This window comes from Nereida ignava (assembly GCF_001049735.1).
GTDB lineage: Bacteria > Pseudomonadota > Alphaproteobacteria > Rhodobacterales > Rhodobacteraceae > Nereida > Nereida ignava.
The window spans coordinates 68,748-95,344 of record NZ_CVPC01000009.1 but is presented as its reverse complement, the minus strand read 5'-3'; the positions used below and the strand labels follow the sequence as shown (position 1 = coordinate 95,344).

General features: G+C 54.6%; 26 protein-coding genes and 1 tRNA gene. 10 read left to right on the top strand and 17 right to left on the bottom strand.

The window, feature by feature from the left end; all coding sequences use genetic code 11:
- Positions 1-33: 33 nt before the first annotated feature.
- Together NIG5292_RS09140 and NIG5292_RS09135 are read left to right on the top strand one after the other, a co-directional pair.
- Positions 34-109 (top strand) — tRNA-Ala (locus tag NIG5292_RS09140).
- A gap of 215 nt (positions 110-324) precedes the next feature.
- Positions 325-666 (top strand): RidA family protein, encoded by a 342-nt coding sequence (locus tag NIG5292_RS09135; protein ID WP_048599227.1) that lies wholly within the window; start codon positions 325-327, stop codon positions 664-666.
- Between the two features lie 48 nt (positions 667-714).
- Here the strand turns inward: NIG5292_RS09135 and NIG5292_RS09130 are convergent, their stop codons facing one another.
- Both NIG5292_RS09130 and NIG5292_RS09125 read right to left on the bottom strand, forming a co-directional pair.
- Positions 715-1,587, bottom strand: a complete 873-nt coding sequence (locus NIG5292_RS09130; RefSeq protein ID WP_048599226.1) for a homocysteine S-methyltransferase family protein — start codon at positions 1,585-1,587, stop codon at positions 715-717.
- 99 nt (positions 1,588-1,686) lie between these two features.
- Positions 1,687-2,736 carry a fatty acid desaturase gene (locus tag NIG5292_RS09125; protein ID WP_048599225.1) on the bottom strand — a complete coding sequence of 350 codons (1,050 nt, stop codon included), beginning with the start codon at positions 2,734-2,736 and terminating at the stop codon, positions 1,687-1,689.
- 180 nt (positions 2,737-2,916) lie between these two features.
- Between NIG5292_RS09125 and otnK the strand changes: the two genes are divergently transcribed.
- Together otnK and otnC are read left to right on the top strand one after the other, a co-directional pair.
- Positions 2,917-4,155 carry a 3-oxo-tetronate kinase gene (gene otnK / locus NIG5292_RS09120; RefSeq protein ID WP_048599224.1) on the top strand — a complete coding sequence of 413 codons (1,239 nt, stop codon included), beginning with the start codon at positions 2,917-2,919 and terminating at the stop codon, positions 4,153-4,155.
- On the top strand, positions 4,152-4,799 hold the full coding sequence (otnC, locus tag NIG5292_RS09115) for a 3-oxo-tetronate 4-phosphate decarboxylase (RefSeq protein ID WP_048599223.1): 648 nt from the start codon (positions 4,152-4,154) through the stop codon (positions 4,797-4,799). The genes otnK and otnC overlap by 4 nt, the downstream gene beginning before the upstream one ends.
- Here the strand turns inward: otnC and NIG5292_RS09110 are convergent.
- Genes NIG5292_RS09110 through NIG5292_RS09100 form a run of 3 tightly spaced genes read right to left on the bottom strand, consistent with a single transcriptional unit; the run spans position 4,796 to position 6,830 of the window.
- Complete coding sequence (locus NIG5292_RS09110; protein ID WP_048599222.1) at positions 4,796-5,602, bottom strand: metal ABC transporter permease; 807 nt, start codon at positions 5,600-5,602, stop codon at positions 4,796-4,798. The two genes, otnC and NIG5292_RS09110, sit on opposite strands and share 4 nt — an antisense overlap.
- The gene (locus NIG5292_RS09105) at positions 5,599-6,354 is read right to left on the bottom strand and encodes an ATP-binding cassette domain-containing protein (RefSeq protein ID WP_048599221.1); all 756 of its coding nucleotides are present in this window, start codon (positions 6,352-6,354) and stop codon (positions 5,599-5,601) included. Before NIG5292_RS09105 ends, NIG5292_RS09110 begins: the two co-directional genes overlap by 4 nt.
- Positions 6,351-6,830, bottom strand: coding sequence for a helix-turn-helix domain-containing protein (locus NIG5292_RS09100; protein WP_048599220.1), 480 nt, complete (start codon positions 6,828-6,830; stop codon positions 6,351-6,353). The genes NIG5292_RS09105 and NIG5292_RS09100 overlap by 4 nt, the downstream gene beginning before the upstream one ends.
- 111 nt (positions 6,831-6,941) lie before the next feature.
- Between NIG5292_RS09100 and NIG5292_RS09095 the strand changes: the two genes are divergently transcribed.
- Positions 6,942-8,033, top strand: coding sequence for a zinc ABC transporter substrate-binding protein (locus NIG5292_RS09095; RefSeq protein ID WP_048599219.1), 1,092 nt, complete (start codon positions 6,942-6,944; stop codon positions 8,031-8,033).
- A 31-nt stretch (positions 8,034-8,064) separates the two neighbouring features.
- On the opposite strand, the gene NIG5292_RS09090 is transcribed toward NIG5292_RS09095, so the two are convergent.
- The 5 genes from NIG5292_RS09090 to NIG5292_RS09070 all read right to left on the bottom strand — a co-directional run bounded on the left by NIG5292_RS09090 (position 8,065) and on the right by NIG5292_RS09070 (position 13,312).
- On the bottom strand, positions 8,065-9,465 hold the full coding sequence (locus tag NIG5292_RS09090) for a TRAP transporter large permease (protein ID WP_048599218.1): 1,401 nt from the start codon (positions 9,463-9,465) through the stop codon (positions 8,065-8,067).
- Positions 9,452-10,102 (bottom strand): TRAP transporter small permease subunit, encoded by a 651-nt coding sequence (locus tag NIG5292_RS09085; protein WP_048599217.1) that lies wholly within the window; start codon positions 10,100-10,102, stop codon positions 9,452-9,454. Before NIG5292_RS09085 ends, NIG5292_RS09090 begins: the two co-directional genes overlap by 14 nt.
- A 112-nt stretch (positions 10,103-10,214) precedes the next feature.
- Positions 10,215-11,225, bottom strand: coding sequence for a TRAP transporter substrate-binding protein DctP (gene dctP, locus NIG5292_RS09080; protein ID WP_048599216.1), 1,011 nt, complete (start codon positions 11,223-11,225; stop codon positions 10,215-10,217).
- 126 nt (positions 11,226-11,351) lie between these two features.
- On the bottom strand, positions 11,352-12,302 hold the full coding sequence (locus NIG5292_RS09075; protein ID WP_048599215.1) for a hypothetical protein: 951 nt from the start codon (positions 12,300-12,302) through the stop codon (positions 11,352-11,354).
- A 2-nt stretch (positions 12,303-12,304) separates the two neighbouring features.
- Positions 12,305-13,312 (bottom strand): hypothetical protein, encoded by a 1,008-nt coding sequence (locus NIG5292_RS09070; protein WP_048599214.1) that lies wholly within the window; start codon positions 13,310-13,312, stop codon positions 12,305-12,307.
- A gap of 199 nt (positions 13,313-13,511) precedes the next feature.
- Between NIG5292_RS09070 and NIG5292_RS09065 the strand changes: the two genes are divergently transcribed.
- Together NIG5292_RS09065 and NIG5292_RS15135 are read left to right on the top strand one after the other, a co-directional pair.
- Positions 13,512-14,522 (top strand): glycosyltransferase family 2 protein, encoded by a 1,011-nt coding sequence (locus tag NIG5292_RS09065; RefSeq protein ID WP_048599213.1) that lies wholly within the window; start codon positions 13,512-13,514, stop codon positions 14,520-14,522.
- A complete protein-coding gene (locus tag NIG5292_RS15135) occupies positions 14,515-16,731 on the top strand; it encodes a glycosyltransferase family 2 protein (RefSeq protein WP_053084879.1) in 2,217 nt (738 codons plus the stop codon). The genes NIG5292_RS09065 and NIG5292_RS15135 overlap by 8 nt, the downstream gene beginning before the upstream one ends.
- 3 nt (positions 16,732-16,734) lie before the next feature.
- Here the strand turns inward: NIG5292_RS15135 and rpe are convergent, their stop codons facing one another.
- Positions 16,735-17,412 carry a ribulose-phosphate 3-epimerase gene (gene rpe, locus NIG5292_RS09055; protein WP_048599212.1) on the bottom strand — a complete coding sequence of 226 codons (678 nt, stop codon included), beginning with the start codon at positions 17,410-17,412 and terminating at the stop codon, positions 16,735-16,737.
- Between the two features lie 166 nt (positions 17,413-17,578).
- Between rpe and deoC the strand changes: the two genes are divergently transcribed.
- Both deoC and NIG5292_RS09045 read left to right on the top strand, forming a co-directional pair.
- A complete protein-coding gene (deoC, locus tag NIG5292_RS09050; protein ID WP_048599211.1) occupies positions 17,579-18,553 on the top strand; it encodes a deoxyribose-phosphate aldolase in 975 nt (324 codons plus the stop codon).
- A gap of 3 nt (positions 18,554-18,556) precedes the next feature.
- Positions 18,557-20,881, top strand: coding sequence for an aldehyde dehydrogenase family protein (locus NIG5292_RS09045; protein WP_048599210.1), 2,325 nt, complete (start codon positions 18,557-18,559; stop codon positions 20,879-20,881).
- A gap of 11 nt (positions 20,882-20,892) precedes the next feature.
- Here NIG5292_RS09045 and NIG5292_RS09040 read toward each other — a convergent pair whose 3' ends face one another.
- Genes NIG5292_RS09040 through NIG5292_RS09030 form a run of 3 tightly spaced genes read right to left on the bottom strand, consistent with a single transcriptional unit; the run spans position 20,893 to position 22,090 of the window.
- Positions 20,893-21,495 (bottom strand): DUF1523 family protein, encoded by a 603-nt coding sequence (locus NIG5292_RS09040; RefSeq protein ID WP_048599209.1) that lies wholly within the window; start codon positions 21,493-21,495, stop codon positions 20,893-20,895.
- 15 nt (positions 21,496-21,510) lie between these two features.
- A complete protein-coding gene (locus NIG5292_RS09035) occupies positions 21,511-21,768 on the bottom strand; it encodes a hypothetical protein (RefSeq protein WP_048599208.1) in 258 nt (85 codons plus the stop codon).
- Between the two features lie 22 nt (positions 21,769-21,790).
- Positions 21,791-22,090: a hypothetical protein gene (locus tag NIG5292_RS09030; protein WP_144412754.1), complete on the bottom strand. Its 300-nt coding sequence runs from the start codon at positions 22,088-22,090 to the stop codon at positions 21,791-21,793.
- 167 nt (positions 22,091-22,257) lie between these two features.
- Between NIG5292_RS09030 and NIG5292_RS09025 the strand changes: the two genes are divergently transcribed.
- A complete protein-coding gene (locus NIG5292_RS09025; RefSeq protein ID WP_048599206.1) occupies positions 22,258-23,724 on the top strand; it encodes an NAD-dependent succinate-semialdehyde dehydrogenase in 1,467 nt (488 codons plus the stop codon).
- Between the two features lie 83 nt (positions 23,725-23,807).
- Here NIG5292_RS09025 and NIG5292_RS09020 read toward each other — a convergent pair whose 3' ends face one another.
- The 3 genes from NIG5292_RS09020 to glcF form a co-directional block, all read right to left on the bottom strand.
- Positions 23,808-24,275 (bottom strand): Hsp20 family protein, encoded by a 468-nt coding sequence (locus NIG5292_RS09020; RefSeq protein WP_048599205.1) that lies wholly within the window; start codon positions 24,273-24,275, stop codon positions 23,808-23,810.
- A 140-nt stretch (positions 24,276-24,415) separates the two neighbouring features.
- Positions 24,416-25,228, bottom strand: coding sequence for a trypsin-like serine peptidase (locus NIG5292_RS09015; protein WP_048599277.1), 813 nt, complete (start codon positions 25,226-25,228; stop codon positions 24,416-24,418).
- A 49-nt stretch (positions 25,229-25,277) separates the two neighbouring features.
- Positions 25,278-26,597: a glycolate oxidase subunit GlcF gene (glcF, locus tag NIG5292_RS09010; protein WP_048599204.1), complete on the bottom strand. Its 1,320-nt coding sequence runs from the start codon at positions 26,595-26,597 to the stop codon at positions 25,278-25,280.

Genomic DNA, 26,597 nt, shown 5'->3' with positions numbered 1-26,597 from the left:
CCCCTCACCACGCGGCTACTTAGCCGCACCATAGGGCCCTTAGCTCAGCTGGGAGAGCGCCTGCATGGCATGCAGGAGGTCAGCGGTTCGATCCCGCTAGGGTCCACCATCTTCCTTTTATGATATCGCGCGCGACTCTTGAGCCGACCATAAACTAGTCTGGCTTGAACCTAGTCACGAATGAGGTCGGCAATCACCGTGTTGACCAAACATGTCGTGGCGGGCCAACTTATACCCCCGCCAGCTTCCCCCCCCCTGTACCCCACTGACCAAAGCGCATTATATGCCCTGAACGATAGACATTGCTGCCATAGGAGCCCCACCATGATTGAACGCATTGAAACAGGCGAACGCTCGTCCAAAATCGTGAAGCACAACGGTGTGGCGTATCTAACCGGTCAGGTTGCCGAGGGTGACACAATCCAAGATCAAGTACGCGCGTGTCTTGAGAAAATCGACGCGCTGTTGATCAAGGCGGGTTCATCGCGCAACGACATGCTGCGTGTCACGATCTGGCTGGCCGACATGAGTGATTTCGCAGGCCTCAACGAAGTGTGGAACGCTTGGGTCCCCGCCGGCCATGCACCTACACGCGCGTGCGGGGAAGCCAAGCTTGCGCGTCCTGAGCTAAAGGTCGAGTTCATCGTTGACGCGGCCTACGCCTAGGGCCGCACTTCGATCATTGAGACCAGCCTTGACGTAAATGTGCCAAGGTTACCGCACTTCTGCGAAATACTCCGCCAGTGCCTCGATATGCTTTGGCCCTACTTCACAGCAACCGCCGATGATTGATGCGCCGGTTGCGGCCCAACCTTTTGCAAACGTCAAATACGCATCTGGCCCCAAATCCGTGCGCGCTTCCAACAAATCAACTGTTGCGTTGATCGAATTGAAGTCTGCATGAATTTTGGTGAACCCATTTGCATAGGCTCCAACTTTAAAGTCATGACCTACCAAGCTGCTCAGGCCGTCTGAAACCGCCTCGGGCGATGAGCAATTGATCAAGACCGCTTCGGGGCGATACTCTTTTAGTAGCGGCAACACATCTGCCAAAGGCTCTCCAGAGCGCAGCAAACGGCCGTCATCGTCACTAACTGAGAACGCGACCCAAACAGGCAGCCCAGTGAGCTGTGCCCCCATCAACCCACCGCGTGCCTGATCGATAGAGGACATCGTTTCCAGCAAATGAAAGTCCACATAATTTGCGTGCAACCTCGCAAGGTCAGCATAGACCTCGGCCGCCTGTTCCGCGGGTGGGCATTGGTCCGGTTGGTATGAAAACCCTTGCGGCCCCAACGATCCCGCAACCAGTCCCGACCCGTGCGCATCACGTGCAGCCACAGCCATTTCGCAGGCGGTTCTTGTCATGGGGATCAATTGATCCCCTAACCCTTTGGACAACAACCGATCTGGCAGTATTGAATAGGTATTCGTCGTAGCAATTGACGCTCCTGCGGCAAAATACTCGTCATGCACCTCACGGACCATCTGCGGCGCATCCAACAGCGCCTGCATCGACCACAGGTCTGTTGCCCGCCCAGCACGTTTGATAAGTTCCTGCCCCATGCCGCCATCGAGAATAATCATGTTTTCTTACTCCAGCGGCCATGAGCCGGTGATACAATTTGGATCGTGTCGACCGTAAGTAACCTGCGCCGCGCTCCCTGCAAGTGTGGGGGGAATGGCTTAGCTTGGCACAGCGCTGGTTGCAGGTGTTCTGATTTGCGAAAATGCGACCAAACGTTTTCTTTCCTCATCCCACAGATGCAACCGCGCTTGGGCAAAGCTCTGGCGTATGGTCAGCCGGTTCATAGTCCCAAGAGCAGGGCAGTCGACCAACACTTGCGGCAACCGGTAGAATGGAATGCGGCTGTACAGGTGGTGAATGTGATGAATCCCGATATTTGCAGTGAGCCATTGCAGCACAGGCGGCAAAACATAATGAGAGCTTCCATGAAAAGCTGCGTCGTGCAAATCCCAGTCGGGTGTTTCTTCCCAATACGTGTTCTCAAATTGATGCTGCACGTAAAACAGCCAAACACCAATGGTCGCCGCCACCAATGTGGTTGGCATAAAGATCAACAAGATCGGCTGCAGACCCTTGAAGTAAACGATGGCGCCAAGCGCACAGAGAATAACAACATTTGTCAGCATGGCGCTTACCCAAAAGCGCGCTTGTGACATAAAGCCCAAAGGCAGACGGTTTTGGAGCAAAAACAAATAGCCAGGCCCCAAACCAAACATCACGATCGGATTTCGGTAGGCCCGATACTTTAACCGGCCACCCCACGACAAAGCGCGATATTCTGACACGGTCAGCGTTTGCACATCACCAATACCGCGCCGGCCCAAGTCGCCAGCAGCGCCGTGATGAATTGCATGTGAGCGACGCCAGACATCGTAGGGCGTAAGGGTCAAAACCCCCAAACCGCGTCCGACCCAATCACTGACCGCGCGGTTTTTGAAAAACGCACCGTGGCCGCAATCATGCTGGATACAAAACAGGCGCAAAAGGAACGCCGCGTTGATGACCGACAGGAAAAGCGCCAAGGTCCAAGACACCGACAACGCCCACCACGCACAGGCCCACAGAACCACAAACGGGCAAAGCGTCACAGCAATTTCAAAGCTGCTGCGCCACGCATCCGGTTCGCGGTATTTGCCCAAGGTTTTAAGCCAATCTCTGGCGGGTCCCACCATTTGTGTCGGCAGGCTTTCGTCGGCGTTTTGGCTCATGCGGTCTACTCGATTGTTTCGTGCATTCCTGATACTGCTATTTCTGCCAAACGCAATACAATCAGGCATATCCGAAGAGAGCCTGCCGCTCACAGCGAAGGGTGTTTGGACATACCCCTAGACAATCCGTCGGACCAGCCGCTATCCCTTACCTCAACGACATGAACAGGCGGATAGCATATGAAACTCGGCTGTATTGGTGATGATTTTACTGGATCAAGTGACCTCGCAAACACGCTGGCCAAAGGCGGGATGCGCGTTACGCAATACACTGGAGTTCCGTCAGGCCCTGCATCTGTTGATGTTGAGGCCGGTGTGGTTGCGCTTAAGTCACGATCCGTTCCCGTAGCCCAAGCTGTTGAGCAGTCTCTTGTGGCGCTTGATTGGTTGTTGGCTCAAGGTTGCACGCAGATATTTTTCAAATATTGCTCAACGTTTGACAGTACGCCCGAAGGTAACATTGGTCCTGTCATGGATGCGCTAGCCGCGCGGCTTAACGCCACACGCGTGATCGCCTGCCCTGCTTTTCCAACAACGGGCCGCTCAGTTTATCAGGGGCATCTGTTTGTCCAAGATCAGCTACTAAGTGATAGTGGCATGCGCCATCACCCTCTCACGCCAATGACTGACCCTGATCTGCGCCGTTGGTTGGGTCTGCAAACTCAGCATGCGGTCGGGCATGTCACAGCCCCGACAGTGTTTGCTGGCGCTGATGCGATTTCAGCCGAGCTTGACGCGCAGCACGCCCTTGGCAACACCCACATCATTGTTGATGCAATCCGCAATGAAGATCTCATAGCCATCGGCAAAGCTGCCGCCGATCTGCCGTTAATTACGGGTGGGTCTGGCGTGGCGCTTGGTCTACCTGCAAATTTTGACTGCAGCCCAAGCCGCCCCGACTGGACCAGTCAGGACGGCAAATGTGTGGCCCTGTCTGGATCATGCTCGGTCGCGACCCGCGAACAAGTAACGCGTCACAAAGAAAAACACCCCAGCCTTGAGATCATTGCCGCCAATGTGATCGAGGGCCGCCAAACCGCCCAAGACATCGCGTCATGGGCGCTGCAGGCTGACGGCATCCCGCTTGCGTACAGTTCGGCTGATCCTGAGGTCATTAAATCGGTCCAAAATGAATACGGCCTTGAGCAGTCGTCGCAGGCCATTGAAACGCTCTTTTCTGATGTTGCGGCCCTGCTGGTTGCGGGCGGTGTGACCCGCTTGTTAACCGCGGGCGGTGAGACATCAGGCGCGGTTGTAGAAGGCCTAAAGCTTGCCCAGCTTGAAATCGGCCCTGAAATTGACCCCGGTGTACCCGCATTGCGCGCCAGCAAAGACCTGACCCTCGCGCTTAAGTCCGGCAATTTTGGTGCACTTGATTTCTTTGAAAAAGCGGCGGGCGTCTTGGGTGGCTCGGTATGAGCGACACCCACCTCAGAGAGCAAATCTGCACGCTCGCTAAATCACTCTTTGATCGCGGGCTGACGCACGGCAGCACCGGCAATATTTCTGTGCGTACCGAAGATGGCGGACTTTTGGTGTCTCCCACGGGTACCAGTTTTGGCCGCCTTGATCCCGCACGGCTCAGCCGTTTTGACGCGAACGGGCACCATGTTGGTGGTGACAGCCCCACCAAGGAAATGCCTTTGCACACAGCGTTTTATGACACGCGCAGCACTGCAGGCGCCGTGGTGCATTTGCATTCATGCCATTCCGTGGCCCTTTCGATGATGCCTGACGCAGATACAGATAATTTCATCCCACCACTGACGCCCTACGGCATTATGAAATTGGGCCGCGTAAAACTTTTGCCATTTTTCCTACCCGGCGATCCCGCGATGGGCGAAGCGGTGCGAAGCTTAGCAGGCAAGCGAAGTGCGGTCATGCTGGCCAATCACGGCCCTGTGGTGGCCGGCAAAGACGTTGAAGCGGCCTGCAACGCGATCGAAGAATTGGAAGACGGCGCGCGGCTTGCGATGATGACGCGCGGCATGCACGCAAACGGCCTTACGACTGATCAAGTTGCACAAGTCGTCACAAAGTTTGACATCAGCTGGGACGACTAAGTCCCCCGCACGCCCCACACCAAACGGGTCATCGCCGACACAGTGAAGAAGACCGCAGCAAGGCTGACGATGGTTGGACCCGTTGGCGTATCAAAAGCGAACGCAGCCCCCAAACCACCAAGCGCGCTTGCCGCGCCAATTAAGGCCGCCAAAACGGCCATGGTTTCCGGACTACGGGCAAGTGAACGTGCGGTTGCCGCCGGGATGATGAGCAAGGCCGCAATCAAAAGCGCACCCACCACTTTGATCGCCACAGCTACAACTAATGCCAAGGCAACCGTCAAAACAAACTGCTCGCGGCGCGGATTGATACCTGCCGCAAACGCCAAATCTTCACTCATGGTTGATGTCAGCAACGCGGACCAGCGCCACCAAAGCAGTCCCAAGATGATAAGCACGCCACCCCAAATCACCCCAAGATCAGTCGGGCTGACGGCCAGAATATCGCCGAAAAGATAGCTGTTCAGATCAATGCGGTTGCCTTGCAGGAACGACACCCCAACCAATCCAAACGCCAAAGTGCCGTGGGCCATCACGCCAAGAAGCGCATCCCCAGACAGCCCCCTGCCGCTCATCCCTGAAACAGCTGTGGCCATGAGAAGGCAAACCACCATGATCCCCGCAGAGACTGAAATGCTCAACGCCAATGCAAGCGCCACCCCAAGGATGGCCGCGTGCGCTGTCGCGTCACCAATGTAGGCCATGCGGCGCCATACGACAAAACATCCAAGTGGCCCTGCCGCCAGCGCAACACCGATCCCCGCAAGCGCTGCGCGAACCAAAAAGTCATCTAGGTAGCTCATCCGTGGGCCTCTTGATGGTCGTGAACACAGTTTCCGGCCTCATCATGCGCGTGGTCGTGATCATGGCGATAAAGAGCCAATGCACCTTGGGTACCTGTGCCGAAAAGCGCGCGGTATTCTGGCGCTGAGGCCACATGTTCCGGCGCACCTTCGCAACACACATGGCCATTCAGGCAAATCACGCGGTCCGAGGCGGCCATGACAACATGCAACTCATGGCTGACCATCAACACAGCACACCCAAGGGTTTGGCGCACTTCCTCAATCTGGCGGTAGAATGACGCCGACCCCGTTTGATCAAGCCCCTGAGTTGCCTCATCAAGAACCAGCACGTCAGGTGACGCCAACAGCGCACGCGCCAACAAGACCCGTTGAAACTGACCGCCGGACAAACCCACCATAGGCCGTTGTGCCAAATCGCCCACACCCGCCTGCGCCAGTGCTTCACGCACTTTGGTGGCCCCAACCCGCGAGGGCAGGTTTAAAAAACGCGCAACAGTGATGGGCAGCGTGCTGTCGATCTGTAGTTTTTGCGGGATGTAGCCAATGCGCAAGCCATCCGCGCGCGTAACTGTGCCAGACGTCGGCTGATGCGCCCCAATCAGTGTGCGCAGAAATGTCGACTTGCCAGAGCCGTTGGGTCCTACGATCGTGACGATTTCGCCCGGCTCAAGACGAAAGTTCACACGGTCCAGAACGCGTAATGCGCCGATGCGAACATCTACATCGCGGGCTTCAAGCAAAGTCTTCACGGTTGCGCTCCGTCACAGTTTGGGCAAACGCCTTCGGCCTCGACTACTGCGCGTTCAATGATAAATCCAGCGTCTCTTGCAGATGCCGCAACGGTATCCTCGGACAAGTTCGCAATTCCTTCGGCTACGTTTTCGCAAACACGGCAAATCAAAAATGCCGGCACATGTTCGGACGACGGGTGCGAACAGGCGACAAAGGCGTTCAGCCGTTCGATCTTATGAGCAAAGCCGTTGCCTACAAGAAAGTCGAGCGCACGATACGCAACAGGTGGCTGCGCACTAAAACCGTCAGCCTTAAGAACGGCGAGAATATCATATGCGCCCATGGCTTGATGTTTTGCCAACAGGATTTCCAGCACACGTTGACGTACGGGCGTGAGTTGAAGGCCCCGCTCAGCGCATTGCTTTTGCACAGATGTCACGCTGTGCGCGATGCACGTTCCGTGATCATGGGATTTAAATCCGATTGGCTGCATCAGCGCACCTCCTGCAATACGCCGCAAAGTCCGACGCATTTTAGACTTGTTATGATATACTATAACATATATCAACCCGCGTGATATTATAACACTCCCAAGGTTCTGCTCATGTTTTCTTCCCGTTTCACAGCTCTGCTGACAACCACCACACTGGCAGCGCTTCCTGCTGCTGCACAAACGCCAAACGTGGTCACTGACATCGCCCCTGTCGCAAGCCTTGCCGCACATGTGATGGGTGATTTGGGCACACCGCGCAACTTGATCAAACCCGGCGCATCGCCACATGATTACGCCCTGCGCCCATCTGATGCCCGCGCGTTACGCGATGCAGACGTAGTTTTCTGGATCGGCGGTGCACTTACTCCGTGGTTAGAGGCACCCCTTGAGACACTCAGCAAAAACGCAGAGCATGTATCCCTTTTGAATGCGGAAGCGACAAAACTGATCGAGCCGCGTGATCTTGGTCACGACCATCATGATCACGGCGCGGACAAACACGACGAACATGATGATCATGATCACGATCACGAAAAAGAGCATGTCCATGACGAGCACGATCATGAGGAAGAACATGACGACCATAACCATGATGAACATAAAGACCACGATCACGACGAGCATGACCACGAAAAAGAACACGACGACCATGACCATGACGAGCACAATCACACAGATGCACAGGGCAATCTTGTTGACCCACACGCGTGGCTTGACCCAAGCAATGCCATTGCGTGGTTAGATGTAATTGCGGCGGCTCTGTCGAAGGTGGATCCCGAAAACCAAGCAACTTACGAGCAAAACGCGGCAACGACGGCGGCTGAAATAGTGCAAACCATGTCAGCAATTGACTTCAGAATGGCGCCGCACACAGACGCATCTTACGCTGTTTTGCACGACGCATTTGCATATTTCGAAACTCGGTTTGGCCTTGAACCCGCCGGAGCAATCACCCTGACCGATGCGCAAAGCCCAAGTCCCGCGCATATTGCGAGCCTGCGCGAAACACTCACCGAAGCAAACGTGACATGCACCTTCGCGGAGCCCGCGACAGATACGCGTTTGCTTGGCGTGGCCACCGAAGGGCTTGATGTACGCTTTGCTACAGTTGATCCGCTCGGCACACCTGAAATGGCCTACACGGACCTTATCGCCAACATCGCGGATGCAATGGCGAGCTGCTTTGAAGGCACTTCAAATTAGCGAAGGGCTCTAAGGCACTTGCCCCGTGACCCTATGCCAATGAAGGCAGCCACAGCACAATCCACGGGAAAGTGACCAGCAAGCCAATTGTAATGGCATCAGCGATGAAGAACGGGGTAACGCCCTTGAAAACGTCTTGCACGCTGATGTCGTCACGCACGCCCGCAACCACAAAACAGTTCAAACCAATGGGCGGTGTGATCAGGCAAAATTCGGCCATTTTCACCACCAAAATTCCGAACCAAATCGCGCACATCGGCCCAGACATGCCAAACGCACTGTCAGCTGCAGAAACCGCTTCGCCGCCGTTAAGGGCCATCACAGCTGGATAAACAACAGGCAGCGTCAACAAAAGCATCCCGATCGCATCCATGAACATGCCCAACACCGCATAGGCCAACAAAATACAGATCAAAATCGCCATTGGTTCATAAGGTAAACTGGTAATCCAGTCCGCAAACGCACCGGGCAAATCCGCAAACCCAAGAAAGCGGACATAGATCAAAACGCCCCAAATAATGGTAAAGATCATCACGCTCAGCTTTGCCGTTTCCAACAGCGCCGCCTTCAACTCGGGCCAGCGCATCCCGCGATAAACGGCCATCAGGAAGACAACGAACGCGCCAATGGCTCCACCTTCGGTTGGCGTTCCCCAAGCATCACCGCCGAACGGATTGTAGACGAACATAATGATGATCACGACAACGAAGATAATCGGCAAGGCCGGTGGCAATGACGCAAAACGCTGGCCCCACGTAAAGCCGCGTACCGGCGGGCCGAACCCCTTGATCGTTAGCGCCATACCGATGATCAAAATAGCGTATACGATCGCGCTAAAGACGCCGGGGATAAAGCCCGCAAGCAACAACTTACCCACGTCCTGTTCAACAATAATCGCGTAAATCACCAAAATGGCGGAAGGCGGAATGAGGCTGGCCAACGTACCACCCGCAGCCACCACACCAGCTGCGAAGCGTTTGTCGTAACCGATCTTAAGCATTTCTGGGATGGCGATCCGCGCAAAAACCGCCGCAGTCGCAACCGACGCACCAGATACGGCAGCAAAGCCAGCTGTGGCAAAGATGGTGGACACGGCCAAGCCACCGGGCACCCATGCGATCCAGCGCTTGGCTGCCTCAAAAAGCGCTTTGGTAAGGCCTGCGTGATACGCCAAATAACCGATCATGATAAATGTAGGAATGAGGCTAAGCGCCTGAGAGCTAACTTTTGAATGCGGCACCTGACCGGCGGTTTTGGCAGCAACCTGCAACGCCCACATGAATTGATCGGGCGCCATGCCTTTCTTGGCCCAGAATATCCAAACAAGCCCAACCATGCCCGCCATAGCAGCAGCAAACGCAACCCGCATGCCAAGCAGTACCACCACCAGCATTGCACCCGTGACCCAAAGGCCGATCTCAATCGGTTCCATGTGCGGCCTCCTTACGGTCATTCGCCTCAACAGCTTTTGCTTCAAGTGCGGCAGCCGTCGCCGCATCAATCGGAAGCGGTACCGCCACCGCGTGCCCTGTCAAAACCGCGCGCCCATACCCCCACACCTGAAGCGCCAAACGCACTGACAGAACCGAAAAGGCCACTGGTGCCAAAAGTTTCGCAGGCCAAATAGGGAGCGCAATATCCATTGAGCTGTCGCGGCTCCACATCGGGGATCCGAAATCAAAACTGCGTTGGAAGTGCGCCCAAGTGCCCCAAACTAACAGGACCATCAGGATCAAAATCAGCAGCGTCGTGATTAACTCAACCGCGTAAAGAAGCCGCCCCTTCAACGCCCCGACCAACATATCCATCCGGATGTGACCACCGTCGCGCTGTGTGTAGGCGACCCCCATGAACGCGATTAGCGGCATGGCTTGCTCAATATAATCAACGTAGCCCGGTACGGGCGCGTTGAAGAAATTCCGTCCGCTGACCGAAACAACAGCCAGCACCATAAGGCCAAATACGGCCAGACCGCTGCACAAGGCCAAGACCCGCTCAGCTTTCAAAAGCTGCTGATCAAGGCGGCTCAAAACGGAAGTGTCGGTTGTCACATTTGCTGCGCCAGCCATCGGTATCTCCCTCAGCGGATCAAATTCTTGAAATAACTGCCAGCTGTAATGTCCGGCAAAAATGCACCCCGCGCGGGTATTTTGCGCGAGGTGCTTAGCTCATAGGTCGTGCTTAGCTACCGCTTGAAATCATGCCTGACACAAAATCGAGCAACTCCTGCGCGGGCAAGCCTTTGGCGGTGTTGTCCGCAACCCAAGCTGCCGCCGCGGGGCCTGCCACTTTGTCTTTGAACGCCGCCAGTTCGCTGTCGGAATATGTCACGCGCTCAATGCCGCGCTCATCCAAAGCAGGCCCCCAAGCGTCCATTGTCGCACCGTTGTATGTGGCGATGTAGTGATCAAGCGCCTCATCGATCGAGCCCAAAAGCGCCGCGCGGTGCGCGTCAGACAAATCATTCAGCGCATCGGTATTTGCCACAACTGGGCAGTTGACTGTGCCCGGGTTCAGGTTTGTGGTCCACCACTTGGCGTTCTCAATGGTGCCGAATGACATATGCGCGTGGGGCGCAAAGCTGACCGCTTTGACGACGCCGCTGTCCATGGCCTGACGCACTTCGGTCGCTGACATAGATGTGGGCACAGCACCGACGGCTTCCATGGCTTTGCCGATCCCGCCCGTGGCGCGAACACTCAGACCTTCGTAGGCCGCAAGTGTTGTTGGCGCATCACCGACACCCACAATGTTGTACTGTGGCAGTGGCGAGGGCATCAAAAGGGTCGCATTCCAACGGGCCAAATCCTCTTGGACCGCGGGCTGTTGATAGAGCGCTTGCGAAATTTCGCGCTCTTGCTCAAGGCTGCTTACGCCCAGAAACGGCAGTTCCAAAACAGTGATCGACGGGTTTTTATCGCGGTGATAACCGGCACAGAATTGCGCCATTTCGAATGCACCGATGCTGATGCCGTCAAGGTTTTCACGGTTCTTAGACAAGCCACCGTAGCTGATGTTGAGTGTAAACTCACCGCCTGTTTTCTCGCTAACCAATTCAGCAAGCTTTTCGACATGCTCAGTAAAGGCGCGGCGTTTACCCCACAGCGAGACATTCCATTCAGTCGCAAGAGCCTCACCAGCAAATGCTAGTGACAGGGCTGCGATCGCGGTACGTTGTAGTAGTTTGTTCATCTTGTTTCCTCCCAAAAACGGTCATGTCAATGACGACGAAGTGAGAGTGAAACTTGTTTGCCCGCATTTGGCAACAGGCAAGCTTACGATAGGTCCAAGCTTTTTGGACCAAAGCGTAAAGCAGGATTATTTGCCTCGTTTTTGGGCAGTCAGCTGCGCTTCGGCCTTTGCTAGCGCGCGGCGAAACTTGGGGCCTCTGCGGGTATTAAGCACTGCACGGGTGTAATTTGCGATGAGCCAAGGCCGGTCAAGCTTTTGCAAACGCCGCAGCATCTCTTGTTGGTACCGCACAGTCAGTAGGCGGGCGCGCATCAATTTATAAAACATTTGCCGGTTCATCGTGCCGTCCACGCAGCCCATCACAACCTGCTTCAAAACACCCATCCGCATCCAAAGTGACGCGATACGATGCCCCATGAACCGACAGTAGTACTTGGTGATGTTGTGCCCCCGAAAAAGTGCCGCATGCATCGCATCAAGCGGTTCTCGGGGGTCATAGAAAAGATGCACGCGGTTCGCATTTTCTACTTGATCCGGACCATAGGCATACCGTCCTGAATAGCTGCGTGCCCATGCTTTACGGTACCGCGTTTCCCACGGCGCAACATCGCGCGACAGCGTGGCTTGTGGGCTGAGCAAAATCGCCGTTGAGCCCGGCGCGGCGGCGCAAAACACCGATGCAGCATAGCCCCCCATGGATGCGCCGTAAAATACGACATTATCGAACTGTTCGAAAAAGCCTTCGGCCTGAAGCCGGTCAAAGAAGTCAAACACATGCTCATCGCGGTACCATGTCCAGCCATGGGCCATCATCCCAAGCATCGACCACCCCCGTGATGTCACAAAATCATAGCCCCATGGCATGCGGTCATCCGCGCCTTCAAATACATGGTCAAGGTTTTCGAAAGTAACGATTAACGTCTTGGCCCCTGCACCTTCGCCACGAACAAACAGACCCGTATGCTCAGCGCCGATCTCTTCGTAAAAACCACGTTGCTCACCCACATGCGCCAGCTCTGCGCGCCAGTCACCTTTGCTTACTCTAGGTTCTTGCGACGGCGTAAGGTCATCCGCCATTATCACGATCCCGTTTTGAAAAGTGATGGCGCGCTGCGCACAAGCGTGTCTCGGCATTCTTTGATGAAGGACTTTTCAACGCGGTATTTACGACTTAGCGCATCGATTGAGGCATCTTTGGCGAGTGCAGCCAAAGCAATCTGCGCACATCCGTCAGGATCACTCGCGATGGCCGGTGCGGTCACAATCTTCGTTGGGATTGGCGCGTCATCCGGTTTGATCGCATGCTTATCAATCAAACCCGCCATGAAGCTTCCCCTGCGGGGAATGCCACCCTCTTTTTCCTCAAGCCGTGGCTTCATACGGCGGGCCCAAAAGTGCACCCCGTAAGTACCTTCTGTGAGACGCTCTTCAATATTGAACCGCGACATGATCATATGATTTCGATCAGGAAAACTGATTGGATAAAAGCCCGTCTCAGGCTGGGCTCTGTCAATTTCACCGGTCTGCTGAAGGAAATAAGTCACTGCCGCAGGTCCGGTAAAGCCCCAATTTTGCTCTGTCATATGAACAGGCCGGCCCGCATCTTTTTCTGCCTGCAACTCTTTTTGCTGCCACGGCTTAAGCCACGGACCAATCGCATATTCATCTTTGAAAAACGCCAACATCATATCAAGCGCGGGGCTGTCTTGCGGCAGGCCTAACACCGCGTTGCACACAAGATTGGGTTTCTCCCAGCCAAAAATATGCCCGCCCGCAATATCAAAAGGACGCCAGCAATACATATCCGCGTCAACCCACACTTGACCGGTTTGCTTGATCATATTCAGTCTCCATAAATCCGCATGGATCGCGGGGGATCCTGTGCGCGCATGGCGGTACATCGGCTCGGCCGGGAAAATTTCTTCCGCATCGGCAGCCTTCACACCGTCGGGCACGTTCTCAATGGGGCTGTAACTATACAAAGTAGTCTCATGCCCCGCATCCGCGAAGCTTTTCAGGCACAGCTGTTCAAGCCATGAAAGACGGCCGCCAATCCACAGGCTGGCTATTTTAGGAAGTTTGGACATCACACCACCTCGCCCACTGAAGCCAGCGCCCCTTTGGCGCTTTTCATACGTGGGTACTCATCAACTACCGCTACTTCACCAACTGTTTGTTACCAAAGCAAGGCATTTAGCTGGCATTTTAAGGAACAAAGGTTGTCGTTTTGCAGCAAGGTTCGCTATCATCATGCCAGTAACGAGCAGCAAGCCACGAAGGCATTCGATGAACATACTCGCAATTACCTGCGTCAAGAACGAGGGACCGTACCTTGTTGACTGGCTGGCACATCTGCGCGCCATCGGGATTGACCACGTTCTGGCGTTCTCAAACGAGTGCGATGATGGCACGGATCAGCTGCTTGATGCATGTGCCGCTCAGGGTTGGCTGACCCATCACCGACAAACACACGGGGGCGTGCGAACACTTCAATGGCAAGCGCTGAAAACCGCCGCACAGGACCCTGCGTATCATGCTGCCGACTGGATCATGTTCATCGACGTTGATGAATATGTCTGCCTTTCCAAAGGGGTCACAAACCTGCGGGATTTGATCGAACGCGCAGACGGTGCGGACGCAATCGCCATGCCTTGGCGCCTGTTTGGCAACGCAGGGCGTCACAACATATCGTTTGAACCGGTAACGACCCGCTTTACGCAATCCGCACCCCGCGACATCGCGCTACCTCTTGCGCATTTTTTCAAAACTCTCTTCCGACGCAGTGCTTTTCGTGAGGCGGGCATCCACCGGCCCAAACCGATCAAAAACAAGACTGCGACATGGGTAGACAACGGCCTAAACCCGTTGCCCACTCAATTCGTAACATCAAACGGAAGGATCAATTTATTCGGCAACGATTGCCCGCGCCCGCTTGTGCAACTGAACCATTATTCAATCCGCTCAACCGCAGAGTTCATGCTTAAGGCGCAACGGGGCCTGCCGAACAAGATGGAGCGTGATATTGATATTGGTTATTGGGTCAGCCGCAATTGGAACGACGAAACCCATGATCCGCTACCGCCTCCGGACAGAAGCGCAATTGAGACCCCAGAGATTTTGAACATAGAGACGCGTGCACAAAACTGGCACCGATGTACTTTTGAGAAATTGATGCAGGACGCAGACGCAGTGCAGAGATATTGGCAGTTGATGCTTGCGGGCAGTTCATCAGCGCCGACAGCCGAAATGGCACAAGCCCATTTACACCGTTTCCAGCAGGCCTATCGCAATGCCTGACCTTCTGTTTCGCACCCTACCAGCGAAGGATGTTCCTATACCAAGCGGCACTGTTCGCGTGTTGGATCAAGTGATCGACGATGGTGTTTCTCGCACGTATCTCGCCCGCGGCACCAACGTGGAAACCGTGTTTTCAACGCCTGAGCATCCTATCGACGATGTGCGCAGCATAGGCGAAGGGCTGTTGGTGCGCGGCACCAGCGATAACAACACCCTACCCCTGGTAGACTCACCACTTTTCACGCCATCTAAAGTTGAAACTGATCTCTTTGAGAGCCTCAATACATTGCTTTCAGTACGCAACGGCGAAAGCCCGCAAGACGTAGTCGACTGGCTTACCTACCACCATGAACACCACGGCGCGCAAGCGGCCTTGATTGTTGACCGCGCGCCCAATGACCCACATCTTGATGACGCTTTGCGCTCAGTAGTGGGTTTGACCCGCATTGTGGTCTTACGCAGCCAGCTACCATTGGGTGACGCGACCCTGCCGTCAGAAACTCACCCTTATTGCGCGCCAACAGCCCCCGGCAAAGATCGGATGAAAGTTCCGCCGCCGTCGCCTTGGGATAGCCCACTTAGAGAGCTGTTAATCTATGAAATCGCCAAGATACGCTTTCTGGCCAAAGCACGGGCTGTCGCAAACATTGAAGTTTGCGATTTGCTAGCGCCCGTTGATGGCAAGAACATTTTTGACGCGGCCGTATCAGCGCAAGGTGGTGTCATTACCTTGGCGGGGCGACGATGTTTTCCGTGGCGGGTTCGCCAGGGCCACGCCCCCCATTTTAGCGATCATACCTGCGTGCAATTTGATACCAACAAAGCCAAGAAACGCTGGTGTGTCGCGCCATCAATAACCGGTCCCGATACAGTTTGGCGGATGATCCGCGTTGTCGGCGCAGATGCAGACCCTGCGCAGGCGATGCTCTATTACAATTGCATGAATATGCGCCATCGCCACCAAAACATCAGCGCGATTGTGCCCAAAACCTCGCTGGTTGAAGACTCACATTTATTGGCTTTATCACGGCAGGCTTGGGGGGCGTCCCCTGTCCGCGTCCCTGCTGAAAAACTGCGTAAGAGGGATCCGAACGATCGATCTACGGTGATCGTAACCTGCATGAAAAACGAAGGGCCGTTTATTCTTGAATGGATCGCTTATCACCGCGCGATCGGCGTTGAGAATTTCATTGTCTACACCAACGATTGTGATGATGGAACGGATACTTTTCTGGATCTGCTCCAAGCAAAGGGCTATCTGCAACACCGCGAAAATCCGTTTAAGGGCACTGATCTAAAGCCACAGCACGCGGCCCTTGCTGCATCGGAAAACGAGGCGATTGTTCAAAACTCTGCGTGGGCCGTATCAATGGACGTGGACGAGTTCATTTGTGTTCACACCGGTGACGGCACGCTTGGCGCTTTATTTGATGCGGTACCCGATGCGAACATGATCAGCATTACATGGCGCTTGTTTGGCAACGCTGAAATCCATGAATTTGAGGATCATCTACTCACCGAAAACTACACCAGATGTGCGCGCGAATTTGCCAATAAACCGCACCAAGCATGGGGGTTCAAAACCCTGTTTCGCCAAGACGGTATTTTCAAAAAACTAGGTGTTCACCGCCCCAAAGGATTGCGGCCACAGCTCAAAGACAGTTTGCGGTGGGTGAACGGCTCAGGCCGCCCGATGCCGCAGGACAGTTTTCGCAACGCATGGCGCTCAACGTCCGATACCTATGGGTATGATCTGGTATCCTTGAACCACTATGCGGTGCGATCCGCTGAAAGCTTTTTGGTCAAACGCGACCGCGGCCGCGTCAATCATGTCGATCGCGATCAGGGCCTCGCCTATTGGTTCCGAATGAATAACAACGAAGAGGAAGACACCTCAATCCTGCGCATGGTGCCCCGCCTCAAAGCGGAGCTTGCGCAAATGTTGTCGGACCCCAAAATTTCGGCGCAGCACAGCGCATGCGTTCTTGCGCACCGCGACAAAATTAAAGCGCTCCGCAAGTCAGACAGCTTCGAGAAATTCTACACCGAAATAACCAGCCCACGCATGGAACGTCTGGGCCGGCTGCACAAACACTTCGGGGCCAACGTGTTCTTGGGCGGCCCTGAAACCGTGCCTAATGACGTGGTTTTTCAAGAGCATCCGGACGACTTTTTCTTCACTGTCGAGCGTCAAGACACCCAGCACTGAAGCTTAGGCGCAGGCGTCTCGGATCGCACGAATGTTTTCGCCGTAAGGTGCGGGGTTTGAAACTGATCCACCACCGAAAACTGCAGAACCCGCCACCAACACATCAGCGCCAGCATTGGCAACCAGAGGTGCCGTAGCAGGGGTCACGCCGCCGTCGATTTCGATATGAATTGGGCGATCACCAATCATTGCGCGCAGCTTGGCAACTTTTGCGGTCATGTCGATAAACGACTGGCCCCCAAAGCCGGGGTTCACGGTCATGACACAGACCAAATCAACCATATCAAGCAACTCTTCTACCGCACTGGCAGGAGTCGCGGGGTTCAACGCAACACCCGCTTTGGCACCCGCACCACGGATCGCCTGCAAAGTCCGGTGGATATGCGGACCCGCCTCAACGTGCGCCGTGATGAAATCTGCGCCGCTTTCGGCAAATGCTTCGATGTAGGGATCAACCGGCGCAATCATCAAGTGTACGTCCATCACGCCTTTGATGTGCGGACGGATCGCTTTGCAGGTGCTGGGACCAAAGGTGATGTTAGGCACGAAATGACCGTCCATTACGTCCACGTGGACCCAATCAGCGCCTTGCGCCTCAACGGCCTCACACTCTGCGCCGAAATTGGCAAAATCCGCAGACAGAATGGAAGGGGCGATTTTCAGTGAGCGATCAAATGACATTGGGCAGAGACTCCAGCTTGGGTTTGGCAAGCTCTTAGCGCCCCCGACCCCTTTTGGCTAGGATTTGTCGCACAGCTAGTGATCGCCGCGCTTTGCACCGTTTCACTTTGGGTGTATCGGTGGGGCAAATCTTGCACCAATTCGGCAAAGGCGTCATCGTAAATTTATGCAAACCTTGTCTCAACTTTCCTCTGTCACGCTGCCGCGCAACGATGGCATCCCACTTGATCTTGATTGGGTCGCAAGCGTTCAGGCCAACACCTCAGCGATTGAGCGACGCGCCAAAACGCTGCCTGCGCGCCGCTCCGTCAAGAAAGACCATCAAGCCGCTTGGTTGCTGAAAGCAATTTCATGCATCGATCTGACCACCCTGTCCGGTGATGATACGCAAGGGCGCGTTCGCAGGCTGTGCGCCAAGGCCAAACAGCCCGTTGCATCCCAAACATTAGATATTTTCGGCCTGCCAAACCTGACGACGGGCGCAGTATGTGTGTACCACGACATGATTCAAACCGCCGTCAATGCCCTTGAGGGCACTGGCATTCCAGTGGCGGCTGTTTCAACTGGCTTTCCAGCGGGCCTATCCCCACTGCACCTAAGGCTTGAAGAAATCCGCGAAAGCGTAAAGGCGGGTGCCTGTGAAATCGACATCGTCATCTCGCGCCGTCACGCCCTCACAGGCAACTGGCAGGCGCTTTATGATGAGACAAAGGCAATGCGTGAAGCCTGCGGGCCAGCGCACATGAAAGCCATTCTTGCAACAGGCGAGTTGGGCACGTTACGCAATGTCGCCCGCGCCAGCTTGGTGTGCATGATGGCAGGCTCTGACTTCATCAAGACATCCACCGGCAAAGAGCCGGTCAATGCGACCTTACCAGTGACCCTGACGATGCTGCGGGCAATTCGGGCCTATCACGCCAGAACGGGCCTCATGGTGGGCTACAAACCTGCAGGCGGTATTTCAAAGGCCAAGGATGCAATCACCTATCTTGCGATGATCAAAGAGGAACTTGGTGACCGCTGGCTACAGCCCGATCTGTTCCGCTTTGGGGCTTCCTCTCTTCTTGGCGACATTGAGCGCCAACTCGAACATCATCTAACGGGGCGCTACTCCGCCACCCACCGCCATCCGATTGGATAACTCATGACAGTAAAAGACATTTTCGAAACGATGGATTACGGAACCGCGCCTGAAAGCACATCAGAGGCCATGGCGTGGCTGGCCGAACATAATGCAGCATTCGGACATTTCATTGACGGGGCGTTCACCGCGCATAGCAATGGCTTTGCAAGCAACAACCCCGCTACCGGCGAGGCTCTGGCACAGATTAGTCAGGCTCATCAATCAGATGTAGATGCCGCCGTGAAAGCCGCCCGCAAGGCCCAGCCGACATGGGCCAAAGACGGTCACGCTCGTGCAAAAGTGCTTTATGCAATTGCGCGCCTTTTACAAAAACACAGCCGTCTTTTTGCTGTTCTTGAAACGCTCGATAATGGCAAACCAATCCGCGAGAGCCGCGACATTGATGTGCCCTTGGCGCAGCGTCATTTCTATTATCACGCAGGCATGGCGCAACTGATGCGCAGCGAGTTGCCTGACGCAGAACCACTGGGCGTTTGCGGTCAGATCATCCCGTGGAACTTTCCGCTATTGATGTTGGCCTGGAAGATCGCGCCGGCACTGGCAATGGGCAACACAGTTGTGCTGAAGCCTGCAGAATACACATCGCTCACCGCATTGTTATTTGCCCAAATCTGTCAACAAGCGGGCGTTCCCAAGGGCGTTGTGAACATTGTGACCGGTGATGCAGCGGTAGGTGAAATGATCGTGGCGGCGAACGTCGACAAAATTGCGTTCACCGGCTCAACCCAAGTTGGGCGGATCATCCGCGAGGCCACAGCAGGCACCGGCAAAGCCCTGACCCTCGAGTTGGGGGGCAAGTCCCCTTACATTATTTTCGACGACGCCGATATCGACAGCGCTGTTGAAGGGCTGGTCGATGCGATTTGGTTCAACCAAGGTCAAGTGTGCTGCGCAGGCTCGCGCCTGTTGGTTCAAGAAGGCATCGCAGATGATGTTTATGCACGCCTCAAAACCCGCATGAAAGCGCTCCGCGTGGGCAATCCGCTTGATAAATCAATCGACGTGGGTGCAATCGTTGATCCAGTTCAGCTTGAGGCAATCAGTTCACTTGTGGCGTCCAACGAAGATGGTGAGCTGTTCCAAACATCAGCCCCCGACGGGTGCTTTTACCCCCCAACACTCATCACGGGCCTGCATCCGGCAGATGATTTGATGCAGCGGGAAATTTTTGGCCCTGTGCTGTGCGCAACTACATTCCGCACCCCCGCAGAGGCTGTGGAAGTTGCTAACAACACCCGTTACGGCTTGGCCGCCTCTGTGTGGTCAGAGAACATCAACCTCGCACTAGACATCGCCCCCAAGCTTGTCAGCGGCATCGTCTGGATCAACGGCACGAACATGATGGACGCAGCCAGCGGCTTTGGCGGCGTCCGCGAAAGCGGCTTTGGGCGCGAAGGCGGATGGGAAGGGCTCAGCGCTTACACAAAGCCGAAAACTGTGCGCAAACCGCTTGGCACCCTGACCGCCTATACCGGTGATGCAGCCCCCGCTGACGCGATAGACCGTACGGCCAAGCTTTACATAGGCGGCAAACACGCACGTCCAGACAGCGGATATTCAAAAGCTATTTTTGGCAAAAAGGGCGACCTTTTGGGGCATGTCAGCTTGGCAAGCCGCAAAGATATCCGCAACGCTGCCGAAGCCACCCAAGCCGCAAAATCATGGTCCGCAACAACAGGCCACCTGCGCGCGCAAATTCTATACTATCTCGCCGAGAACTTGGCAGCGCGCAGCGATGAATTTGCCGCGCGCCTTGACGCCATGCAGGGCGGCAAAGGCGGAGCCGCCGAAGTCGCAGCGTCCCTTGATCGCTTGTTTAGTGCGGCAGCTTGGGCAGATAAATACGACGGCAATATCCATGATGTACCCATGCGCGGTGTCGCAATGGCAATGCACGAACCAATCGGCACCATCGGGATTATCGCGCCCAATGAGGCACCGCTGTTGGGTCTGATCAGCACACTGGCCCCTGCATTGGCGATGGGGAACCGCGTTATTTTGTGCGCCTCAGAGCCTTTTCCATTGGCCGCGACAGACCTGATCCAAGTGTTGGAAACGTCAGATATCCCTGCGGGCGTCGTGAATATTTTAACCGGCTCGCATAGTGAACTGGCGCCGCATCTTGCAGGTCACATGGGCATTGAGGCCTGTTGGAGTTTCGGCAACGCGGATGTGTCTAAGGCTGTCGAAATCGCGTCCGTGGGCAATCTAAAACGTACATGGGTCAACAACGGGCTAGAAACAGACTGGAGCCGTGACCAGACGAAACAAATGCTGACGCATGCCACCCAAGTGAAAAATATCTGGGTGCCTTACGGCGAATAAAGCGGCTTGGTTTAACGGCCAAGCCAGCCACGGATGCGCGTGCGTGTTCCATCAAGGCTTTCATCAACCTCGTCCCAAAGCGGATCAATCTTGGCAACGCGGAACCTACGCCACCGCACCCAAACGGCCCAAAAGACAGCTGCGAGTATGGTCAAGAAAACAATATTGAACCAAGGGATCAACTGCACATCCGGCCCTGTGACACGTCTGATGCTGATCGCGTTTGGATAGATCGAAAGAAACTCGCTGCGCAAACCGTAATGGGTAACAGCGTACCACTCATCACGCTCAACAGACTGGGCTTCGGCCTGTAGGTTTGAACTGTCGAGTTTGAAATAAAACGGCCAGCCAAAGCCCGTATCTTCGTTACGAAATACATAAGGCCGCTCGCGGGCCGTGCGCGTGTTGATCAACCGTAAATCACGGTTTTGCAGGGTCGCGTCATTGCCGCTGTCGGATTGCGCATAGAACACGCGGTTCCAGCCGGACAAATCAGCGCGCAAAATCTCGGTCCCTTTGATCTGAACGATGTCGCGCTGTGGCAGACTGTAATACAGAACCGAGCCGACGCTCAGCCAAAACACGGTAATAATCGACCACTTAATGAAACGCATCGGACAGGCTCTTTTCTACATAAAGTTCTGGACGTAAATCAGCGTCGCACCGACACCAATTGGGACGATGTAGATCACCACGGCCAACCAAAGCTTGAGCGACTTCATATAGCCGGTCATCTCTTCATTGATGAAGGCATCGCGGTCACCTACGCGTAATTCAGAAGCCCATCTAGCGATCAGCCGTTCGCGGTGTGCTGTGCGAAAATACATCAACAGACACACATACAGCGCAGTCAGCACCAGAAGAAACAAGACCAAAATACGCCACATCGTTCAATCCGCCCTTTTTCTGTTACCGCCGTTCGCGCAGCGCGCGTCCGAGATATGCGATCACGCCTACTGGTATCCAGATAATTGCCGCAGTGGCACTCAACAAGAGGACAACTTGAAGCTCATACAAAACCGCGCCCTGCGTCCGCAATCCAAGGTAGGCCAGCGCGAGAAGGGTTTGCCACCCTGCAAGCCACAAAAGTGTGACACCTAGCGTCCGCACAACACTGCGAAGTTGGGTGACATCATCCGCAAGACTTTTCCAACCGACATATGCCGCCAGCACCGCGACACCCAACCAATACAGCACTCCCAAGCTCATTGCATGGGTACCTTGCGTACCAAGCCTGACGACCTCATCCATCTCCAAAGATATCGCGCACTGTTTACCGTCATGTCTTTATACCTTCTTCATGCACACCCATGGTTGCTAGACAGGTTACGCGCGCCGTGTCATCAAACAAGAAAAACGAACGAGGAGTTTTCCCAATGGGGACACAAGACCTGATTTCACGCCTGAATGACACCGCTTTATTGCGCACCCAAGCCTATGTTAACGGCGAATGGGTGGATGGCGATGAAGGCACGTTTGATGTGACCGACCCTGCCACAGGTGATGTGGTAGCCCAAGTCGCAGATCTGTCGCGCGCCCAAGTTGCAGCCGCAATTGGTCACGCACAAAGCGCACAAAAGGCATGGGCAAAACTGGCCGCCAAGGAACGCTCGCAGGTCCTGCGGAAATGGTTTGATTTGATGATGGCCGCGCAAGAAGACCTCGCGATCATCCTTACCGCAGAAATGGGCAAACCACTTGCCGAGGCACGCGGCGAGATCGGATATGGTGCTTCATTTGTGGAATTCTTCGCAGAGCAAGCCAAACGCATCTACGGTGAGACAATCCCCGGACACCAAGCGGACAAGCGCATCACAGTGATCAAACAACCAATCGGCGTTGCCGCATCGATCACCCCGTGGAACTTCCCCAATGCAATGATCACCCGCAAAGCAGCGCCCGCGTTGGCAGCAGGCTGCGCATTTGTAGCCCGCCCTTCCGAGCTTACACCGCTATCTGCCTTGGCTATCGGTGAATTGGCCACCCGTGCCGGACTGCCTGCAGGGCTCTTCCAAGTGGTGACCACATCTGACGCCTCATCAACGGGCAAAGAGTTCTGCGAAAACCCGACTGTACGCAAATTGACATTCACTGGTTCAACCACTGTGGGGCGCATTTTGCTATCTCAGGCCGCCGATCAAGTGATGAAGTGCTCAATGGAGCTGGGTGGAAACGCACCGTTCATCGTGTTTGATGACGCCGATCTGGATGAAGCTGTGATTGGCGCGATTGCGTGCAAATTCCGCAACAACGGCCAGACATGCGTCTGTGCAAACCGCATTTATGTGCAGGCCGGCGTCTATGACGCCTTCGCCCAAAAATTTGCAGCAGCAGTGGCAAAATTGAAAATCGGTAGTGGTTTTGACGGCGCAGACCTTGGCCCATTGATTTCGGCCAAAGCCGTTGAAAAAGTCGAAGATCATATCGCAGATGCCACATCCAAAGGCGCGTCAGTGCTGATGGGCGGCTCACGTGACAACACTGGCCCGCTGTTCTTTGCGCCCACCATTTTGACCGACGTGACCCAAGAGATGAAAGTCAGCCAAGAAGAAACCTTTGGGCCAATGGCACCTTTGTTCAAATTTGAGAACGAAGATGAGGTGATTGAGATGGCAAACGATACGATCTTTGGTCTTGCCTGCTACTTCTACGCCAAAGACCTGAGCCGCGTTTACAAAGTCGCAGAGGCGCTGGAATACGGCATCGTTGGCATCAACACAGGCATCATCAGCACCGAGAACGCCCCCTTTGGTGGTATCAAGCAATCGGGCCTTGGCCGCGAAGGCAGCCACCACGGCATCGAAGAATATCTTGAGCTGAAATACATGTGCATGTCCGTTTGACCGACGACACGACAGGCAAAACGAAGGCGCGGCACATATAATGCCGCGCCTTTTTTATTGTTCAGCGGGATTGATAGCGTGGTTTAATTTACAGCCTTCGCGTCCACCACGTCAGAAGTAACCGGCGGCTGGCTTTGAATGGGGATTTGTCGCGGCTTCAACGCCTCAGGCACTTCGCGCAGCAAATCAATGTGCAGCATACCGTCCTTGTGGACCGCACCTGTTACACGGACATGGTCTGCCAGATGGAACCGCCGCGAAAACGCACGGGTCGCGATACCGCGATGCAGATAGGTGCGCTTGGCGGTTTCTTGGGGTTTGCTGGCGGTGATATGCAGAGCATTTTCCTTTACCTCGACCTCAAGATCATCTTCAGAAAAACCTGCAACTGCGATGGAAATCCGGTATCCATCTTCGTCAGTTTTCTCTATGTTATAGGGTGGGTAGCTTTGTGTGCCTGCGTCATTCGTCATGACGCGGTCCATCAAATCAGCAATCTGATCAAAGCCAACAGTGGCGCGGTAAAGCGGTGACATATCAAGAGTTCGCATGGGTATCCTCCTAGAAGCGATAGATGTGCGGCCATCCCGATTGGGCATGGTCCAATAGTTCGACGGTCCCAGTATTGGCGACCGTGAAATATAGTTGGGAACGGCTTTGCAACGTTTCAAGCCCCTCAGGTTGTGCGCAGCTAGGGTTTGATAAACTTCGCGCCAGTCTCGGACCGTTGGCCACTTAAAATTGTTTTGCTGCGCGCACCTGATTGTCCTTTCCATTGCCCTTCGCCTGCGTTCAGGCGGCTGGCAAGACCTTCCAGGTTTTGCTGCAGGTTCGCCCCCAAAGAAACGCCCTGTCCATCCATTTCCGCCTTAGCAGACACAACAGAAACGATCTTTGCGACACCATTTTGAAACTGAAAAATCGGCGCTCCTGAACTGCCGAAATCCACCTCACAGGAAAGCACAAGCGCACCGGCTTGCTTACCCAAAACTGCACATACCTCTTGGATTGAGGCCGCACTTGCACGGTCATGGGCGTATGAAACAACACCAACATTATCCCCCCGCATGGGCAAACGGTCCGTCAAAAAGGGTTTCACTCTTGTGTCACGGATCGGTCGCTCAAGTTCCAACAAAGCAATGTCCATGCGGATGCGTGTCGTAGGAGTGGCGTTGGAATAATCATACCCTTCGGCGACAACAGCGCGTGTGACCTGACGGTAACTCTGCGCACGCCCATTACGCAACCCTGCCAGAAACCGGATCGTACGGTGATCAATCCGCGTGCCGCTGTCTTTATCAAACAAACAATGCGCAGCGGTCAGCACCACCTGCGGCGTGATAAGCGCACCAGTGCAAAAGCCCGTCCCAGCTATATCAAGCTGACCCACACCTTCAAAACCACGGTTGTCATCACCTGTTTGAAACTGGCTAAGCCGCGTGTCTTCCGCCAACAAAAACGTCGCCGAAAGAAAAAACGACACCAAGAGAAAGGCAAAGCGCATAGATTTTTCTACCAAAGTTTTGAAGGCAAACTTTGGCCGCCTTTAGCCCCTAACGCAAGATGGGAACCTGCGGCGCACTCGCGTCGCGCTCAAATGCAGGAGGCAAAGGACCACCGGTCGCCCAATCCAACAGCTCAACTGTATGAACAATTGGCACACTTGCGGCAGAGCCAATTTGCATCATGCAGCCGATGTTACCAGCCGCAATCACATCTGGGTTCTTGGCCTCAAGGGTTCTTACTTTCCGGTCCTTAAGCTGCTTTGAGATGGCAGGCTGCATCAAGTTGTACGTCCCCGCAGACCCACAACACAGGTGGCTATCCGCCGGTTCAACCACGTCAAAACCCGCATTTCGCAAAAGGTCTTTGGGAAACGTCTTGATCTGTTGGCCGTGCTGTAATGAGCAAGCTGCGTGATACGCCACAGTCATGTTTTGTTCAGGCAGCGGTGGCATATCAAGCTTTATCAAAACCTCAGATACATCCATCGCAAGGCCTGCAATTGTTTTGGCATCACTCGCAAGATCAGTGCCCTCAAACATATGGCCGTAATCTTTGATCGTGGTGCCGCATCCACTTGTGTTGATGACAACAGCATCAAGACCGTCACCATTTACATGCTTCATCCACGCTTTGATGTTGGCACCCGCCGCCGAATGACTTTCAGACGTTTTGCCCATATGATGGGTCAGCGCACCACAACAACCCGCGCCTTCGGCCACCACAACCTCGCACCCCAGTCGGGTCAAAAGCCGGATAGTGGCGTCGTTAATGTCAGTGTTGAGCGCCTTTTGCGCACAGCCTGTCATCAATGCCACACGCATTTTCTTTTTGGCTTTCGGCGCAAATGTTTGCGGATCATCTTTGCGGCTAACAGGCGGTATCGTTTTAGGCGCCATCTCAAGCATCGCCCGAAGCCGCGCATCAGGCATCAACTTTGCGAACGGACGCCCCAATTTCGCACCTGCAAGCGCCCAACGAAAACGCATGGGGTATGGCAAAATCTTGGACAGCACCCACCGCAACACACGATCATCCCAACGGCGTTTATAATTTTGTTCGATGTACTCGCGCGCATGATCAACCAAATGCATGTAATGCACACCGCTTGGACAGGTCGACATACACGCCAAACATGACAAGCATCGATCAACGTGCTTGACCGTATCCGGGTCAGGCGCACGATTGTTTTCCAGCATATCTTTGATCAGATAAATCCGCCCACGAGGGCTGTCCAATTCATCCCCCAAAACCTGATATGTAGGGCACGTCGCAGTACAAAAGCCGCAGTGCACACAAGTTCGTAGGATCTTGTTCGAGCGTGCCGTGGCCGGATCCAACAACTGTTCTTCGGTAAATTCAGTACGCAT